Origin of the sequence: Acinetobacter sp. NEB149 (assembly GCF_012516415.1) — a bacterium.
Taxonomy (GTDB): Bacteria; Pseudomonadota; Gammaproteobacteria; order Pseudomonadales; family Moraxellaceae; genus Acinetobacter; species Acinetobacter lwoffii_V.
On sequence record NZ_CP051208.1, the window covers coordinates 2,392,852 to 2,408,853 of the forward strand.

15 protein-coding genes and 4 pseudogenes are annotated in these 16,002 nt (G+C 42.9%); 6 read left to right on the forward strand and 13 right to left on the reverse strand.

Features of this window, described 5'->3' with window-relative positions:
* The first annotated feature begins 35 nt into the window (after positions 1-35).
* The 3 genes and pseudogenes from HGD77_RS11435 (at position 36) to HGD77_RS11445 (ending at position 1,716) form a co-directional block, all read left to right on the forward strand.
* The gene (locus tag HGD77_RS11435; protein ID WP_004280648.1) at positions 36-392 is read left to right on the forward strand and encodes a YbjQ family protein; all 357 of its coding nucleotides are present in this window, start codon (positions 36-38) and stop codon (positions 390-392) included.
* 3 nt (positions 393-395) lie between these two features.
* Positions 396-845 carry a YbjQ family protein gene (locus HGD77_RS11440; RefSeq protein WP_129716282.1) on the forward strand — a complete coding sequence of 150 codons (450 nt, stop codon included), beginning with the start codon at positions 396-398 and terminating at the stop codon, positions 843-845.
* A gap of 197 nt (positions 846-1,042) precedes the next feature.
* Positions 1,043-1,716 (forward strand): annotated as a pseudogene (locus HGD77_RS11445) (DUF1345 domain-containing protein).
* A 122-nt stretch (positions 1,717-1,838) separates the two neighbouring features.
* Here the strand turns inward: HGD77_RS11445 and HGD77_RS11450 are convergent.
* The 3 genes from HGD77_RS11450 to HGD77_RS11460 all read right to left on the reverse strand — a co-directional run bounded on the left by HGD77_RS11450 (position 1,839) and on the right by HGD77_RS11460 (position 3,506).
* Positions 1,839-2,336, reverse strand: coding sequence for a DUF2505 family protein (locus tag HGD77_RS11450; protein WP_004280652.1), 498 nt, complete (start codon positions 2,334-2,336; stop codon positions 1,839-1,841).
* A 149-nt stretch (positions 2,337-2,485) separates the two neighbouring features.
* Positions 2,486-2,761, reverse strand: a complete 276-nt coding sequence (locus tag HGD77_RS11455; RefSeq protein WP_129716285.1) for a hypothetical protein — start codon at positions 2,759-2,761, stop codon at positions 2,486-2,488.
* Between the two features lie 259 nt (positions 2,762-3,020).
* Complete coding sequence (locus HGD77_RS11460; RefSeq protein ID WP_005106287.1) at positions 3,021-3,506, reverse strand: hypothetical protein; 486 nt, start codon at positions 3,504-3,506, stop codon at positions 3,021-3,023.
* A 370-nt stretch (positions 3,507-3,876) separates the two neighbouring features.
* On the opposite strand from HGD77_RS11460, the gene HGD77_RS11465 reads away from it, so the two are divergent.
* Positions 3,877-4,344, forward strand: coding sequence for a GNAT family N-acetyltransferase (locus tag HGD77_RS11465; protein ID WP_129716287.1), 468 nt, complete (start codon positions 3,877-3,879; stop codon positions 4,342-4,344).
* On the opposite strand, the gene HGD77_RS11470 is transcribed toward HGD77_RS11465, so the two are convergent.
* The 5 genes from HGD77_RS11470 to HGD77_RS11490 all read right to left on the reverse strand — a co-directional run bounded on the left by HGD77_RS11470 (position 4,341) and on the right by HGD77_RS11490 (position 9,165).
* On the reverse strand, positions 4,341-6,152 hold the full coding sequence (locus tag HGD77_RS11470; protein WP_129716289.1) for a diguanylate cyclase: 1,812 nt from the start codon (positions 6,150-6,152) through the stop codon (positions 4,341-4,343). The genes HGD77_RS11465 and HGD77_RS11470 overlap by 4 nt on opposite strands.
* 240 nt (positions 6,153-6,392) lie before the next feature.
* A complete protein-coding gene (locus HGD77_RS11475) occupies positions 6,393-6,731 on the reverse strand; it encodes an FKBP-type peptidyl-prolyl cis-trans isomerase (protein ID WP_004280661.1) in 339 nt (112 codons plus the stop codon).
* A gap of 85 nt (positions 6,732-6,816) precedes the next feature.
* Positions 6,817-7,440, reverse strand: a complete 624-nt coding sequence (locus HGD77_RS11480; protein ID WP_004731934.1) for an MgtC/SapB family protein — start codon at positions 7,438-7,440, stop codon at positions 6,817-6,819.
* A gap of 85 nt (positions 7,441-7,525) precedes the next feature.
* On the reverse strand, positions 7,526-8,056 hold the full coding sequence (locus tag HGD77_RS11485; RefSeq protein ID WP_026056583.1) for a YaeQ family protein: 531 nt from the start codon (positions 8,054-8,056) through the stop codon (positions 7,526-7,528).
* Between the two features lie 101 nt (positions 8,057-8,157).
* Positions 8,158-9,165: a CobW family GTP-binding protein gene (locus HGD77_RS11490; protein WP_005265917.1), complete on the reverse strand. Its 1,008-nt coding sequence runs from the start codon at positions 9,163-9,165 to the stop codon at positions 8,158-8,160.
* 391 nt (positions 9,166-9,556) lie between these two features.
* Here HGD77_RS11490 and HGD77_RS11495 point away from each other — a divergent pair, with 391 nt between their 5' ends.
* Positions 9,557-9,790, forward strand: coding sequence for a hypothetical protein (locus HGD77_RS11495; RefSeq protein ID WP_129716291.1), 234 nt, complete (start codon positions 9,557-9,559; stop codon positions 9,788-9,790).
* A gap of 352 nt (positions 9,791-10,142) precedes the next feature.
* A pseudogene (locus HGD77_RS11500) lies at positions 10,143-11,748 on the forward strand (bifunctional 3-(3-hydroxy-phenyl)propionate/3-hydroxycinnamic acid hydroxylase).
* Positions 11,749-11,831: 83 nt separating this feature from the next.
* Here the strand turns inward: HGD77_RS11500 and HGD77_RS11505 are convergent.
* The 5 genes and pseudogenes from HGD77_RS11505 to HGD77_RS11525 all read right to left on the reverse strand — a co-directional run bounded on the left by HGD77_RS11505 (position 11,832) and on the right by HGD77_RS11525 (position 15,949).
* A pseudogene (locus HGD77_RS11505) lies at positions 11,832-12,446 on the reverse strand (glutathione S-transferase family protein).
* Positions 12,447-12,578: 132 nt separating this feature from the next.
* The gene (locus HGD77_RS11510) at positions 12,579-13,472 is read right to left on the reverse strand and encodes a LysR substrate-binding domain-containing protein (protein WP_005265923.1); all 894 of its coding nucleotides are present in this window, start codon (positions 13,470-13,472) and stop codon (positions 12,579-12,581) included.
* Between the two features lies 1 nt (position 13,473).
* A pseudogene (locus HGD77_RS11515) lies at positions 13,474-14,673 on the reverse strand (MFS transporter).
* Positions 14,674-14,713: 40 nt separating this feature from the next.
* Entirely contained in the window at positions 14,714-15,277 is a 564-nt protein-coding gene (locus tag HGD77_RS11520; protein ID WP_129716293.1) for a TetR/AcrR family transcriptional regulator, read from the reverse strand.
* A 150-nt stretch (positions 15,278-15,427) separates the two neighbouring features.
* Entirely contained in the window at positions 15,428-15,949 is a 522-nt protein-coding gene (locus HGD77_RS11525; RefSeq protein ID WP_004280680.1) for an acyl-CoA thioesterase, read from the reverse strand.
* Between the last annotated feature and the right edge of the window lie 53 nt (positions 15,950-16,002).

The window sequence follows — 16,002 nt, forward strand, 5'->3', positions numbered from 1 at the left end:
GTCATAGACCAGCGATTTATTTAGAAAACATGCACATGTTACTTAGCAATCTGGAATCTGTACCGGGACATACCATTCGCCAGCAAATTGATGTGGTGTATGGCAGTACCGTACGCAGCAAACATGTCGGACGTGACTTATTGGCCGGCCTGAAAAATATTGTCGGTGGTGAGCTTACCGCCTATACCGAACTGCTGGAAGAATCACGACAGGAAGCCATGAACCGCATGATTGAAAAAGCCCGTAGTAGGGGTGCCAATGCGATTGTCGGCATTCGTTTCTCGACCTCTAATATCGCCCAAGGTGCTTCTGAACTCTTTGTTTATGGGACAGCCGTAGTCGTTGATCCGATCATGCCGAAATTGCCCGACCCTTTTCCGCAGGCAGATTAAAGCATGGATGGTTTAATTCTCCAGATCATCATTTTTGCCATTCTGTTTTGTGTCGGTTTCGGTTTTGGACGTTATAACGAAGGTAAACATTTTCGTTATCTGGATGAACAGGAACAACGTCTGGCATATATCCGGGTTAATAATAGCCGCTTCGCTGTGTCTGGATATTCCGGACAGATGATCAGCAGCAATGTGGTCATTTCCCATGATTATTTTAAATATGCGATTGCCAATGTGCAGAATATACTTGGTGGTCGTCTGACCAGCTATGAAAGTGTAGTAGAACGTGCACGACGTGAAGCGATTGTACGTTTAAAACTCGAAGCCGAAAAAATCGGGGCGACTCAGATTATGGGTATTCGGCTCAGCACCACTGAACTCGGTATGCAAGGTGGCATGGTGGAAGTCTTTGCTTATGGCACTGCAATCCAACAACCCGCTCAATCCGTTTAAACATCGGTTCAAAAAAAAATTTATCGAGAGGATCACGCCTGCTGCGCGATCCGCGCAGTCAAATTAGTTCGACACCTTTAGGAAGAAATGTCGTAGAGGAAATAACTAAGGCTGCTACTCAGGCCGTTGCAATCTTCTTTATTGCAAACGGTTCTGTGTTAGGATCTTGAGAAGTCAGCAAAACAAATATAAATGGCATGATGCAGCTTCTTCAATCTATAAAAACGGCACTTCAATCCCGTCTGTATTTCTTTATTATTTTCCCAGCCATTATTGGATTTTATCTGATTTTACAGACAGTCCCCCTTTGAGCTGGTCAAGCTGCCTGTTAATCAGCTGGAATATCGCGATTTACGCTTATTTATTATTGACCATAAAAAAACTCTGGCGTATTGATCATGCTCATATTCTGCAACGCGCCATGCAACAGGATGCCAGTAAATGGATCATTCTGTTTCTGGTGATCATCACCCTGATCATGTGTTTTATAGCGATTATTATTGAAATTAATCACTTACCCAAAGATACCACCATCCGAACCGGTCATTTAATCTTGTCAGTTCTGACCATTATTTCAGCCTGGTTCTTGATGCATACGATTTTTGCAATTCATTATGCACATGACTTTTATTTGGCGCTCGACAAACAGCAACAAGGTGGACTGGATTTCCCCAATACCACCAGACCGACTTATCCGGACTTTCTATATTTTAGTTATATTATCGGGACTTCTGCGCAAACTGCAGATGTATCCATTACTTGCCAATCCATGCGGGTTCTCAATACCCTACATTTGCTTTTGGCCTACGGATTCAATACCACCATTCTGGCCATCAGCATTAATGTAACGGCAAACTTTATCAGCACTTAAGCTGGGTTTTCTGAATAGTGGCAATACACTGAAAATAGCGATCTACCACCCAATCAACTACCACTATCCTGCGTCTAACCTGACCAGCTTTTAAATTAGGTCACTTACACTATTTGACTGCTTCAAGCGGTGAGACCTTTACGCAGTTCATCTTCGACGATGCTGAGTTCAATTTCACTAAATTTACGAATCTCACCTTCCGCATGCTTTTCTAACATGCCACCCAGCAAAGGTACTTTGACTTTGACTGTCCAGTTTAACTGGAACTGGATCTGATCTTCATCTCCAGTGACTGCACGCTGACAGATGGCCTCGATCGGCAAGTTCGCACCGAGTTGTACCGTCGAAGTCATTTCATTCAGATCGCTGACATCGGTACGTTGCAAACGAAATGCATCTTTGAGTAATTTTTTTGCGATATCCGGAATATTAACATCTAGATTATAAGCGCGTTTCAGGGTATACATATGCCCCTGCTTTTCCGAAACCAGGATTTCCAAGTTTTGCGCAGGAATTCGATGGCAAACTGCCTCATGCAAACGAATATCATTGGCCAAACGCTTAAATTCATCAATAGACACGCCATTGATAATTGCTTTCACGGTGAATTGATGTGCCATGCTAATTTTTCCTTATTTTTATTACGATATTCGCCTATGCCACTCTCGGCTGATGCGAATAAAAATCAGATACAGAGATGACTCTGCAATTTATATCAAATTTATAGCGGATGTCATTATTCTTTTATCGGGAAATTCCGGCAGCCCGGTCAATGTTTGCAACATAGTTTTACTGAAAGCTGTGCCTGTCCACAGCTGATCTGTAGCTGCGCTTCGCCATAATAAATCACGGCATGAAACTCATCGGCACCATCATCTAGACCGGAAATATAGTATTCTGTACCAACCGGAAAATCCTGCAACCAGTCAACCTTATAAAAATCCGAGACCGAATCAAACTGCAAATACTGTTCAGGCTCAGCTTGGATCTTCATCGCCAGAGCAATAAACTTCTGTAATTGTGCTTGATGAAAATCAATGATCATAGTATTTCTGCCTTTTTAGTCCGGATCATTGCTCGCCAGACTTCGTACATTTTAAATGACTATTTCGAGGATACGACTCGCGAGTTTTGAGGTTTTTCTAGCGCAAGATTATGGCTTAAAGGAGATAAATTATATGGGCTATTTCCGCCAAGGGGCAGAAAAAATCTGAGCTAAGGCATGAGATATCTTTTCTGAATTGTAATGGCTTAAGTACGTAGCCTAAGATCTTCAGTCGTAGAAAATGACTGAAAGTGGTGTTCTAAGCACAGTCAGAATGCAAAAGTTCCCTACGAATTTCATGGCGGTGCTCTTCTCCAAAACGGTCGACATGTGCATAGAATACGCCATAGCGACCGACATAATATTCCAGTGACTGATCATAAAAATTCCAGAAAATAGACCATTCGCCTAAATCCATCTGACGAATCTGGGTGCCACTATGCATTGGCATTTTTTGTAATAGTTCTTGCTGTAACTGTTCGGCCTGTGCCCGATTCTCAATATGCACCTGCCGTTGAAAGAATAGCTGTGCCACATCGTCAAACAGTTCCAGTTCATAAGCATCCACCAGATGTACTTGCTGCTCTTGCTCGATGACCTCTTGCTCTGTCATGCTGGAAATCTGTGCCGGTTTTTCTGGACGCTGACGCGCCAGATGGCGCTGAGCTTTATAGATCTTTCTGCCGACGATCCAGGCAGCATTCAACATGAATAAAACACATAACAGGAGCAGTAATTTCAGCATGGTGGATGATCTCATGTGACTAATTTTATTTTTATGGTTATAGGATCAAGATTCATTTGAATAGTCCCTTTTGACCCAGCATACGTCTATTTTTTATACAGTGCAAACTTGAGGCTTATTTTTAATATTTATCTTCTCTGCTTGCTCATTTTACCCAGATTCGAACTTCGATTTATTTAAAAATTGATTTACTTTGATTTTTTATTTTTAACTCCCTAATGAGATTCAAGAACTTGAGATAAACAAACAGGACAAATCAGCAACAGAACAGATCTTCACATGGATAAATCACGGAAAATATTCTCAAAAAACTACAATATTGTTCTGTTTTTTACCCTCTTCTTTTTTATCAAATAAACCTTCCCTATAAATGTTCGAGAAAATGAATAATATTATGATTCGTGAAGGGAGGGTCGAAGATATACCTCAAATTATTCAGGTCATTCATGACAGCATTCAGTCCTGTGTACTGGATCATCAGCGTGAAGAAAGCAAAATTCAAACCTGGCTAGAAAAGTTTGATCATGCCAGCCTGATTGTCGATATGCTGTATAACGATTGCTGGGTTTATCTCATCTATGACAAGGTCGTCGGATTCTTATTGGTCAGTGATGCTGGAGAAATCCGGATGCATTATGTGGCCCAACACTGCCAAAGACTGGGGTTCGGCACCGCGTTATTTCATCAAATGCATAGTGCTTTATTAAAGAAAAAAATTCATCAGATTGAAATACAATCTACCCAAACTGCCTTAAGTTATTATCAGCACTGCGGCTTTCATCCCCATTCTGCCGAGCCAGAAGATGAATCGCGTTATCTGTATAAATATGTTTTTTAATCGGCCTCTTTTTCAATTTTTAACTGATCACGTCCGGCCTGTTTGGCGGCGTAGAGCTGCACATCTGCCGCTTTCATCAATTCATGAATATCTGCATAGCCATGTTTTTGTTCAACCCAGGCCGCGCCCATACTAACCGTAACATAATCTTTTTCATCTGGCCGATTCAGATGTTGCATACGCTGTTCCCGAATCTGGTTTAACACATTTTCCAGATTTTTAAGGGCAGTTTGAACCGGCATTCCAGTGAGCAGAATCGCAAACTCTTCACCACCATAACGTGCCAGATAGCCAGACGGTGGCAAAGCGCCTTGAATAATCCTGACCAGATTTTTCAGGATTTCATCGCCTTTTAAGTGGCCATAGTAGTCATTATAATTTTTAAAAAAATCGACATCGAGCATGGCAAAAATCAAGGTATGTTGCGGCTGTTGTTGGGTCTGTATAAACTGCTGCTGGATTTCATGATTTAAGGCACGCCGGTTAAAAGCTCCGGTCAGTGCATCAATATTCATCTGCTGTTCCAGTTTGGCATTCACTTCACGCAGCTGCTGGGTACGCTCTTTGACTTTCTGATCGAGCGAATTATTGAGGGCGATCAAGTTCAGGTTCAGCTGTTCAGTCTCATAAGTTTGATGTGCATAATGTCGGGACTGCTGAAACATGATTAATAAGGCATAGATACTGGTTGAGATAAAGAACAGATGCGTGGTTTTAATTACATTGATCAGCAACAGATAATCATTCAAAAAGGTGACACAAAGGAAAATAATCGCAATCAGATTTAAACGTGAATAATGCTCTTTATAACGTAAGGTTTGATAAAAGCCGTAAATAAAATTACCGATGATGACCAAGGCAAAAATCGCACTAAATAGGGCCAGACGTTCAAATATCTCAGGAGGTGAAAATAGGGTAAAAATAATGTTAAAGACCAGTAATGCCACCGCGATATAATAAATCACCGGATTTAAATAGCGTCGGTTAAACAGGTGCATATAACTGAGAAAAAAGAAGGCAGCAATAAAAGTAAACAGATACTCTAAGCGGGTTCCCCACAACCAGTTGATATTGGTAAATACCGAATAGGCATAGGGTGCAGAAAACAGGTTATGCAGGGCCAAAAAGACAATAAACCAGCCAAAAACAAAGATACTTTTACTGTTACGTTCTCGTGATCCCCTGAATACCGAAAATAGAATAGTAAACATCCCCACCCCAAGCACCGCCCCACACACCATGGCGATACTCATCATGAGCTGCTGGAATTGGCGATTGATGGTAGCTGCAACGCCGATCTGCATTGGTCGTTCGAGACCGCCATGCAAGTGGGTATAATTGGAAGCCTGAATGCTTAAGGTAATATATTCAGTATCTGGAACAAAATAGCCAATACGCGGTGCTTTTTCAGCCACCTGTTTTTCAGGTGTAGTACTGATTTCCCCGAGCCGAACAATAAACTGTCCGTTGACATATACCCGATAGGCGCCGTATTGGGTGGGAATCCGAATCGCGATACGTCGCCCGAGAAATTCTTTCGGAATTTTAAAATAACCAATAAAGGTACCATAACCAGAATTTGAACCTGCAAGAGTTTTAAAAGAGGCTGGCAATTCAACTGTTTTTGACTCGAGTACGGGATTGGGCTGAACAATAAACTGGCTCGGATAAAACAGCCATTTTCCCTGCAAAGAGCGGCTGCTATGTTCGGTAAAATTGACTTCCGTAATATGGTCGTGAGATTGCTGCTGAAATGACGGCGACGGGAGTTCATCATGGGCGATTGCTGAACTTGTAATCCAAGTCATGCAGCTAAAGGCCCAGACAAATACAAAAAAACAGACATTCCTTATCGAGTTATGCAAATACGTTCTATCTCAAGATAATTCTTTATTATTCTTATAATTTACAAGGAATATTTTTGATTTCAGATCTTTTTAGATGTTTTTTGTAGCTTATCCGCACAGCCTATTTTGAAGCAACTGCACCGGAACCAGCGTATATCTTTGAATAAAAAATATAACTTATATTCAGCAAGTTAAATCATTTTAATCACGTGTTTTTACATCAAACAGTTCAATTTCAAAAATCAGGTTGGAATTGGCTGGAATGACTTTACCCATTTTACGTTCGCCATAGGCCAAATGTGCAGGCACCATCAGTTTACGCTTGCCACCAACTTTCATTCCCAGAATCCCCTGATCCCAACCTTTGATCACACGACCGGTACCAATGACAGTTTCAAAATAATTACCACGGTCAATAGAAGAATCAAACTTGGTTCCATCTTCCAGCCAGCCGGTATAGTGCGTGGTAATTAAGGCACCTTTTACCGCTTCTTTACCTTCGCCTACTTTTAAATCAATAATTTCAAGTTCGTTGATCATGGTTATTTACCTGAGAGGAGCATAAAATTCAAAGCTCAGTATAAACTGGATTGCTCTGTTTTTTTAAGCTTGGGACATTGATGGGTTAAAAGCTGAGTTCCTGAATATTCTTATCATTGAGTAAATACTGGGTTAATTCTTGATGATTCTTGGCCGATCCCATCAGAATCCAGCGTCCGACAATCTGTTGATCAATTTTTTTTTGTGAGGAATGCACCACTTTTAACTCATAACGTTTAAATAACATTTCGTAGTGATCGGAATCATTCTGATCGAATGGGCAGACGATTTCATAGCTGCGTTCCTGATTCAGAGATTCAATGCCGCGCTGGACATACATCAATAGAACCAGCACCGCCATGACAATAAAAGTAGCCCAAATACTTAAGAGTTCATAGCCTGCACCGACCGCCATGCCGAGTGCTGCCGTCATCCAGATCGTGGTTGCGGTGGTAATTCCAGAAATACGGTTATCATCTTTCAGGATAACACCGGCACCCAGAAAACCCAGTCCAGTCAAGACATTAGCGGCCAGTCGGTCAGGATTGGCCACGCCTATTTTCAGAGAGATAATGGTAAATAAACAGGAACTCAGACTGACCATAATCATGGTACGCAGTCCGGCAGATTTACTATGATACTCACGCTCTGCACCAATAATTGCGCCGATCGCGACAGCCAGCAGTAAATCATAAAGTTCATGGTACATGGTGCAGCCCTGCGTATTCTTATCCCTCAGATATACGCAATTTGAGCTACAGGATACAAGTCCAGACTTGCATCCTTATTTGGCCTTATTGTAACTGTTCCCACTCCACCAGCACCTGGCCCTGATCACCGATCAAGGTCCATTCACCATCCATCACATTGAGCTGTAACTGCATGGTGCGTTCGCATAATTGTGGCAATGCGTCGGTGGTTGCGGTAGATAACTTCCACACTTCCACATTTTTTAAGGTTTTTAATTTGCTGCTGCGCTTATACCATTCATCCACCGCAGAACCATAGGTGACAACTGCGACCTGCTTGCAACGCGCACTGGCCTTTTTGACTTTATCTTCATCCGGGCTACCGACTTCAATCCATTTGACCAGTTGACCGGTCAGATCTTTTTCCCAGAGTGCCGGTTCATCGGTTTCAAAAAGATCCTTGGTAAATTCCAGCGCTTCATCGGCATAGCGTGCATAGGCCAAAATACGCACCATCAAGCGTTCAATGGTTTCTGAAGGATGCAGCGCCATCGTCAGCTGATAGTCTGCATAACGATGCGTATCCATGTCCGCAATATTCAAATCAACCTTATAAATCGTCGCTTTTAACGCCATCACATAATCCTCAAATTTGGCGCCTAGCATATAAGATTTAGCGCTATTTTGCTGAACAGATTTAGGCCAATAATTCATTCAGCGCACTAGAAACAGTACCATTATTTCTCTGGATCCATACGACATTGCATCAGGGCAGTTTCAAAGGCCAGCCAATCCCGTGACTGTTGATAAATCACTTCTACCCGGTTATCAATGCCTTCATCTGCCGACTGATAATTAAACTGCTCAGGATTAAAATTAAAGCTTTTCCAGCCTTGATCCGTATTAAAAATTCCCTTGATTCTGAGCCAGTCTTTTTGTTCACAGAGCAGATCCAGCAGATCATAAAAATTGAATTGCCAGCGTTTTGGCAATTTCCAGCCCGCAACCTGATAACCCTGCGCGCTTTCTACATAATGATAAGGCATTTGCTGAATCACTAAGGGCGTATCTGCTGAACGGGTGATCTGTTGCTGTTTTAACAAAGGCTGAATCTGACGGGCGGAACCCCGATAGTCCTGCTTGATCAGTTCGATATCGAGTTGTCCATGCTCGGTGAACAACCACTGTTGGGCATAAGGTTGATATTCTGTCTGAAGTTGCGTGAGTGCTGCGTGGTCTGCGGTTGTCATCAAGTCAGTATGTGAAATCACCACAATATGCGCTGCCTTGAGTTGGTCTGCGTACAGGTTTTGCTGAGTCCAGTCTCGATCATGCAAACGTGAACCATCTACCACTGTGACCAATGCCTGCATGTTTAAATGACTCTGCCAGTGCGGTTCGGTCAGCTGTTCCAGTAATTGGCCAGGATGCCCCAGTCCGGTAGGTTCGATAAACAGACGATCCGGTTTCACTTCTGACAGCAGGCGTGACAAGGCAATCTGCATCGGCAATTGGCTACTGCAACATAGACAACCACCCAACAGCTCTTTGACCGCATAACCCTGATCTTGCGGCAATAACTGCTGGTCTACCCCAATCTGGCCGAATTCATTCATTAGCACAGCCCAGATTTCCTGTTCCGGTTTTTGCTGTAATAAATGTTTGAGTAGTGTGGTTTTACCTGCACCCAAAAATCCGGAAATGATATGGACAGGAATAGCCTGCGACGCTGACAGAATTTTCAAAATCGACTCTCAAGAGATTGAATAGAAATAGCAATACTCTGCATTATAAAGCACAGTGTGACTTTAAAATGCGTGTTCTTCGCAAACACGGCGTGAAAATCACAGAGATAAAAATTAATGGAATGATCCCAAATTACCAATTTTCTATGTTAACTTTTATTTCAAATTGGATTCTTGAAATATTCACACACACTTTCATTAAATAAAACTCCGCATAATTAACAGAAATAAAACAACTTTCTCAGTTTTGTATCTGCTGGGTTATTCCCTGCGTGTCGCTTTTGTTAATTGATTTGCTCAGTAAAATTTCAGTGCTTAGGATGGGCATCTGTCGAATTGATGTGATGGTCAGCTCGGCAGATTACATGACATGAATAAAAGGATGCCAAAAATGAAATATGCACAAATCTTACTTGCCACTACGCTTACTGCTGCTGCAGCCACCAGTTTTGCTGATAGTAAAACTACAGATGCGAAAACCACCACTACAGAAGAAAAAGTGATTGTGACTACCCAGGAATTACCTGAATCGAATGCTCCTGTTGCAGGCGCATCTGCAGAGCAGCCTGCTGCCTCTGAAGCTGCTGCGGAAACTACGACACCTGCAAAACCTACTGCACGTTAAGTAATTGAACGACTCGTTTAATCCTTCAATGAAGATATCAGGGATAGTAATTCTCCAGTAGGCTTTGTCCTATACTGCCCCGATATTATTCGATGCTGAATCATGCTTGATGCTGGTTCAGCATTTTTATTGCACAAAATCTGCCTCCAACCATAGTCAAAACTGATCATAGAATTAATACAGGCTATCAAATTTTTATTATTTTTATATTTAAATTCAATTACTTATTTAAAAATTACCTATTTCAATCCAATATTATCCATATACTTAAGCTACTATCGCCTAACTTGTTTCTGGCTTCTAACTGTCCCTTAATAGCATCAAATGCAAGTCGATTGAATGGACATTCGCTATGAGCAATACTAATTACACTACTGAAGTGGCAATTCTGGGCGCCGGCCCTGTAGGCTTAACCATTGCCAACTATCTGAGCAAGCAAGGTGTAGCTGTCACGATTGTCGAGCAACTGGATAGTTTAATTGATTATCCACGTGCGATTGGGATCGATGATGAATCCTTGCGTACCATTCAATCTTTGGGTTTAGTCGATCAAGTCTTACCGCATACCACTCCGAATCATGCGATGCGCTTCTTGACGCCTAAAGGTCGCTGTTTTGCAGATATTCAGCCTTTAACACGTGAATTTGGTTTCTCGCGCCGTAATGCCTTTATTCAGCCACAAGTTGATAATGTTCTGCTGCAAGGCTTAAAGCAATATAAAAACACCCAAGTGCTGTTTTCTCGTCAATTGACCCAGTTTAGTCAAGATGCTGACGGCGTAACACTTAACCTGCAAAATAAAGAGGGTGATGCAGAAACCATCCGCGCTCAATATCTGATTGCCTGTGATGGCGGTAATTCCTATGTGCGCCGCAACCTGGGCATTGCCTTTGAAGGTGAAACTGCACCAAATCAGTGGATTGTAATCGACCTTGAGAACGACCCGCTGGCTACACCGCATATTTACTTATGTTGTGATCCGGTTCGTCCTTATGTATCAGCTGCATTGCCACATGGTATTCGCCGTTTTGAATTTATGGTTATGCCGGGTGAAACGCAGGAAGAACTGAGCAAACCGGAAAATATTGCCAAACTTCTGTCTAAGGTTTTACCAAGCACGGATGGTATCGAAGTGATCCGTCAGCGTGTCTATACTCATAATGCCCGTATTGCGGACAAGTTCCGTGTCGACCGTATTTTTCTTGCCGGTGATGCTGCGCACATTATGCCGGTATGGCAAGGTCAGGGCTATAACAGCGGTATGCGTGATGCCTTTAACTTGGCCTAGAAAATGGCGCTGGTTGTTCAAGGCAAAGCTGGCCCAGCACTTTTAGATTCGTATCAGATCGAACGTAAAGACCATGCCAAGGCGATGATTGGCCTGTCGGTGATGGCAGGTCACGTACTGGCACCACCGAAAAAATGGCAAGGTTTTGTTCGTGATGGTATTTGCCTATGCCCTGAACTACATCAAGCCGATCAAACAATACCTGCTGGAAATGCGTTTCAAGCCGATGCCGAAATATCATGACGGCGCACTTTTGAGTAATGGGGCCAAGAACTCTCCAGTCGGTAAGATGTTTATCCAGCCTCAAGTTCAACTGGCTTCGGGTGAAACCGTATTACTGGATGAAGTGATCGGCAATGATTTTGCGATTATTGCCTGGGGTGTTGATCCGAAATGGGGTCTGAGTCCGGAGACGTTGCAACAGTGGAAAACGCTCGGCGTGAAATTCATTCAGGTGATCCCGGCAGTGCAATTGCAAAATAGCCAGCGCAAAGAGTATGAAGATGTCATCACCATTGGTGATATCGGCACAGATATCCGTTCATGGTTTGGCAACACGTCTGATTCAGTTGTGATCTTGCGTCCTGACCGTTTCGTGGCTGCGCTGGCCATTCCTCAATCGATGGAAAGCACCAGCCAGCAACTGTTTAAAAAGCTTTACCTGAAATAATATTAGAGTCACCTTTCACCACGCTTCGGCGTGGTTTTTTTTTATTGTTTTTAGATATCTCGGACAATATATAGACCGAGGAATTAGACTCGGTATTCCTGAAACCACGGGATATCTTTCAGGGAATCACGACGAGCCATCTGCTGCAAAAAAGGTCTGAACTCATCAAATGCCGGTAAAATTTTCGCAGAGATCGCAAAGATCAAACAGTAAGCCACTTAGAGATCCGCCGCCGAGACTTTTTCGCCCAGCAGATAGGGACTGGCCTGCCCGATGCCCTGTTTCAGAAAATCAAATACGGCTGCTTCATTCCCAAAACTTAAACTTCTTCGGTTCTTTTCAATATTTTCTAGCGACACCTGTAAATTTTTTATATCGATATATTCAGTGAAGGGTCCATGACAGAAAAACATCCATTTCAAATACGCTCCACGCTTCAGATCATCCAAAGCAGGTGCCAATCCTTTGTCACGATATTTATCTGCCAGATAGATAAAAATGGCGGCCATTTCTGAAATGACGACATCCTGATCTACCAGACAGGGAACTTTTCCCATCGGATTCATCTGAGTATACGCCTGCTGATGCATATCCTCATAAGCGACTTCCACCTGCTCAATCTGGTCTTCAATCTGCAATTCTTTCAGCAAAGGCAACAAGGTCAGGCCACGTGATTGCGGGTTGTTATAGAGCTTCATCATCCTGCTTCAACCGGTTTTTTATTGTTAGAGGTTCAGTATAAAGTGATTTGCAGTCCCGATTTAAAAGGATGTGCTACAGATCATTTCTGTCGCACGGCTTTTCATCTGGGCTGATCAACGATGCAGATATTAGAAAAGATCCACGCAAAACTTTTCTTTTAATACTTTTAAAATCAGATCAATCACCACATGTTTTTGATCCTTGCGATAATTGGCATACAGTCCAATCATCGGCAAAGGTTCCAGAGTCTTTTTCACCACAATATTATCGCCGAGCAATGGAATCACGTAGGCCGGCACCAGACTCCAGCCCACCCCCATCCCTACCAGATTGACATTGAGCAGAATATTGGTGGAATACTGCACCACATTTACCTTTAATTTGGACTGCTTAAAAAAATCCTGAATCAGCTTATGTAGTTGCGGTGAGGACTGCTCATCACTAATCACAAAGTCCTGATTTTCAAAACTCTTGATACTAACATAGGGCAAGGCCGCAGCCGGGGAATCTCTCGGCACAATCAGGGTTAAAGGCTCATCAAAAATGCGAATCGAATCAAATTCACTCAACTGCCCCGGATAACGGGTAAAGGCAATGTCAATCTGTCCATTTCTTAAGGCACTAAACTGTTCTGCATCGGTCAGACTGTGAAACTGAGCTTTCAGTTCAGGAAAATGCGCGCGGATATTCAGCATGATATTAGGAAAGACTTTCATTTCCGCGACCGGCACGAAACCGATATTCAGCTGGTCCTGCTGTGCATTGGCGATCTGTCTGGCGGTCTGAATAGCGCGTTCAGCATGTTCAAGACTCAGTAAAGCTTCTTTTAAAAACGCCTGACCGGCTTCAGTCAGTCCGACCTTACGGTTATTCCGCTCCAGCAACTGCACGCCAACCTCACGTTCCAGATCCTTGATTTGCTGGCTCAGTGATGGCTGTACCGTATTTAATTTTTCCGCGGCACGGGTAAAATTCAGTTCCTGCGCCACTGTAACGAAATAACGTAAATGTCTTAATTCCATTTTATAACTCCAAACTTGCCGGGCGCTTATTTTGCTTTTTGGCAACATACTGACGATAAACCAATATCGTCACAATAACGAGTACAGCACTCAAAACATAGGTAGTTTCAAAGCCCCAATAGGCAATCAATACTCCCATGGCCACGGAACCGATGGCTAAACCCAGATCAAACAGGGTAAAGAAGGTTGAAATCGCATGTCCCATACGCTGCTTGTCGACCGACTGAATGGCCAAGGTCTGCAAACATGGGAATAGTGAACCATAACCGATGCCAATAAACACTGCCGACAATCACAATATCCATTGATTGGAAATCAGGCTGACAATCACCAGACCCATGGCAAAGAAAACAAAGGAAGGATAAATAACCGCACTTGGTCCCTTACGGTCATAAATCTTCCCGACCCAAGGTCTGACCAGCAACATGGATGCTGCAAATACAATAAAGAATACGCTGGTATAGCCCAAAAGCTGCTTGGTTTCACTAAATGCAGTAATAAAACTCATGATGCCCGAGTAGGCAAAAGCGGTTAGTAAAGCCACAAAACTTACCGCCAGAACTTTGACTTCCAGAATATCCTGCAAGCTCAAGCTGGTTTTTTCTGTGCTTATAGCTTCAGGTTTTGGTAACTCTGTGATTTTGAGCATCCAACAGAAAATGAGCCCCAAAGAAATGATAACGGCAAGAATGCCAAATAAGACTTTGAAGCTGGTGAACTGAATTACGGTCAATGCCAGCAAGGGCCCAAAAACCACACCCAGATTGGTCGACATGACGAAATAGCCCATGCCCTCACCTTTGCGCTGTTCAGGAATAAATTCATTAGCGACGGGTACTGCCACCGTGGTCAAAATACTGAACCAGATACCATGTAAAAAACGCACCAGCAACAGCGACCACATGCTATCTACCAGCAAATAACTAAAGGCAAATAAGGCAAAAATCACGCCTGCACCGCGCATCGAGATTTTCTTGCCGAGCTTTTTGATGATCATGCCGGAAAATGGCCGAACCGCAATCGAAGAGGCCAAAAATAGCGTCAGCGCCAGACCCGCTTCTTTTACCGAACCGCCCAGATCTTTCATGATGTAAATCGGCAAGATGGTCAGTAAGGCAAAATAATAAACTAACAGGAAAAAATTATTGAATAAGCACAAGATAAATGAGCGATTCCATAACCGCTCAGCGCTAACTGACATAATCACCAACTCTTAAAATTTGTAGGGAAATAGCACCAACTCAGGCTTGAACAGTGACCGGATGCAAGGCCAACTCGACCAGATTTTGGATATAGTGTTCATCTGGAATCCGGTTGAAAAAAATGATCTGGTAATGAATCGGGCCGTATAAGGTATCCAGCATCAAATCAAAAGGATAATCAGCGCGGATTTCTCCCCGTTCAATCGCTTGCTGAATCAGTTGATGGGTCTGTTGCCGACGTGGCAAGAGATATTGCTGAAAGAACTCACCTGCCAGTTCGCGGTGATTGGCAATCACTACCAGCAAAGCCCGACCGACCGGATGATTCAGCGCTTGAGATAAAGAACCGAGTTGTTGAATGAGATTGCTTTTCAGGCTTCTAGAGGTATCCAGCTCAAATACCGAAGCTGTATGCTGTTTGAAAGTGTACAGCACCAGTTCCGATTTATGTTTCCACCATCGATAAATCGTGGACTTGCCAACACCGGCACGTGCCGCTACATCTTCAATCGTCAGCTGATGATATTCACATTCTGCCAGCGCATCTGCGACCGCCTGTAAAATGCACTGCTGTCGTCGGGAACTTTTTTCGTCACTGCTCATATTTTTCTACTTAACTTTTAAGATCTAAAAATCGAAACGATACGTATCGTTTTATATTAGGGTAAAAAATAACAAAGCTCCAGTGAAAAACTGAAATTGATGCAAAAAAAAGACCTTCATATGAAGGTCTTTTCTCAATCACGATTTAACTTAACTCTGTGCAGTCTTTTTATAAATGCTGCATGAAGGATGATGATTTTCTTGCAAACGCGCGACTTTACGCTGTTCTGCTGCTTCAAAACGGCAACGTTTCCAGTCATTGTCCAGGTTCAAAGCTGGAATCTGTTTTGGTTTACCATTTTCATCCACCGCAACCATGGTGAAATAACAGCTATTGGTATGACGTACCGTTCTCTTTTGAATATTCTGGGCTTCTACACGAATCCCGATTTCCATTGAAGTACGGCCAACATGATTCACACTGGCCAGAAAGGTAACCAGCTCACCAACGTGAATCGGCTCTTTAAAATTCACCTTGTCTACAGATAAGGTCACGACATAACTACCCGAATAGCGACTTGCACACGCATACGCCACCTGATCCAATAATTTCAGAATGGTTCCACCATGAACATTTCCTGAAAAATTTGCCATATCTGGCGTCATGAGAACTGACATCGTTAACTCTGACTGGTCATCCGACACTGCTGCAATTTGATCTAAAGGGGCCATCGTTTTCTTTGAACTCTTTGAATGACAAGGTTATCGTTTATTATTATAGCGTT

Excerpts from the sequence above, each read along its gene's own strand:
- HGD77_RS11470 (WP_129716289.1), bottom strand. The coding sequence starts at position 6,152 with ATGACTTGGATTACAAGTTCAGCAATCGCCCATGATGAACTCCCGTCG.
- HGD77_RS11485 (WP_026056583.1), bottom strand. The coding sequence starts at position 8,056 with ATGGCGTTAAAAGCGACGATTTATAAGGTTGATTTGAATATTGCGGAC.
- HGD77_RS11525 (WP_004280680.1), bottom strand. The coding sequence starts at position 15,949 with ATGGCCCCTTTAGATCAAATTGCAGCAGTGTCGGATGACCAGTCAGAG.
- HGD77_RS11510 (WP_005265923.1), bottom strand. The coding sequence starts at position 13,472 with ATGGAATTAAGACATTTACGTTATTTCGTTACAGTGGCGCAGGAACTG.
- HGD77_RS11465 (WP_129716287.1), top strand. The coding sequence starts at position 3,877 with ATGTTCGAGAAAATGAATAATATTATGATTCGTGAAGGGAGGGTCGAA.
- HGD77_RS11455 (WP_129716285.1), bottom strand. The coding sequence starts at position 2,761 with ATGATCATTGATTTTCATCAAGCACAATTACAGAAGTTTATTGCTCTG.
- HGD77_RS11495 (WP_129716291.1), top strand. The coding sequence starts at position 9,557 with ATGAAATATGCACAAATCTTACTTGCCACTACGCTTACTGCTGCTGCA.
- HGD77_RS11460 (WP_005106287.1), bottom strand. The coding sequence starts at position 3,506 with ATGCTGAAATTACTGCTCCTGTTATGTGTTTTATTCATGTTGAATGCT.
- HGD77_RS11475 (WP_004280661.1), bottom strand. The coding sequence starts at position 6,731 with ATGATCAACGAACTTGAAATTATTGATTTAAAAGTAGGCGAAGGTAAA.
- HGD77_RS11520 (WP_129716293.1), bottom strand. The coding sequence starts at position 15,277 with ATGAGCAGTGACGAAAAAAGTTCCCGACGACAGCAGTGCATTTTACAG.
- HGD77_RS11450 (WP_004280652.1), bottom strand. The coding sequence starts at position 2,336 with ATGGCACATCAATTCACCGTGAAAGCAATTATCAATGGCGTGTCTATT.
- HGD77_RS11480 (WP_004731934.1), bottom strand. The coding sequence starts at position 7,440 with ATGTACCATGAACTTTATGATTTACTGCTGGCTGTCGCGATCGGCGCA.
- HGD77_RS11440 (WP_129716282.1), top strand. The coding sequence starts at position 396 with ATGGATGGTTTAATTCTCCAGATCATCATTTTTGCCATTCTGTTTTGT.
- HGD77_RS11435 (WP_004280648.1), top strand. The coding sequence starts at position 36 with ATGTTACTTAGCAATCTGGAATCTGTACCGGGACATACCATTCGCCAG.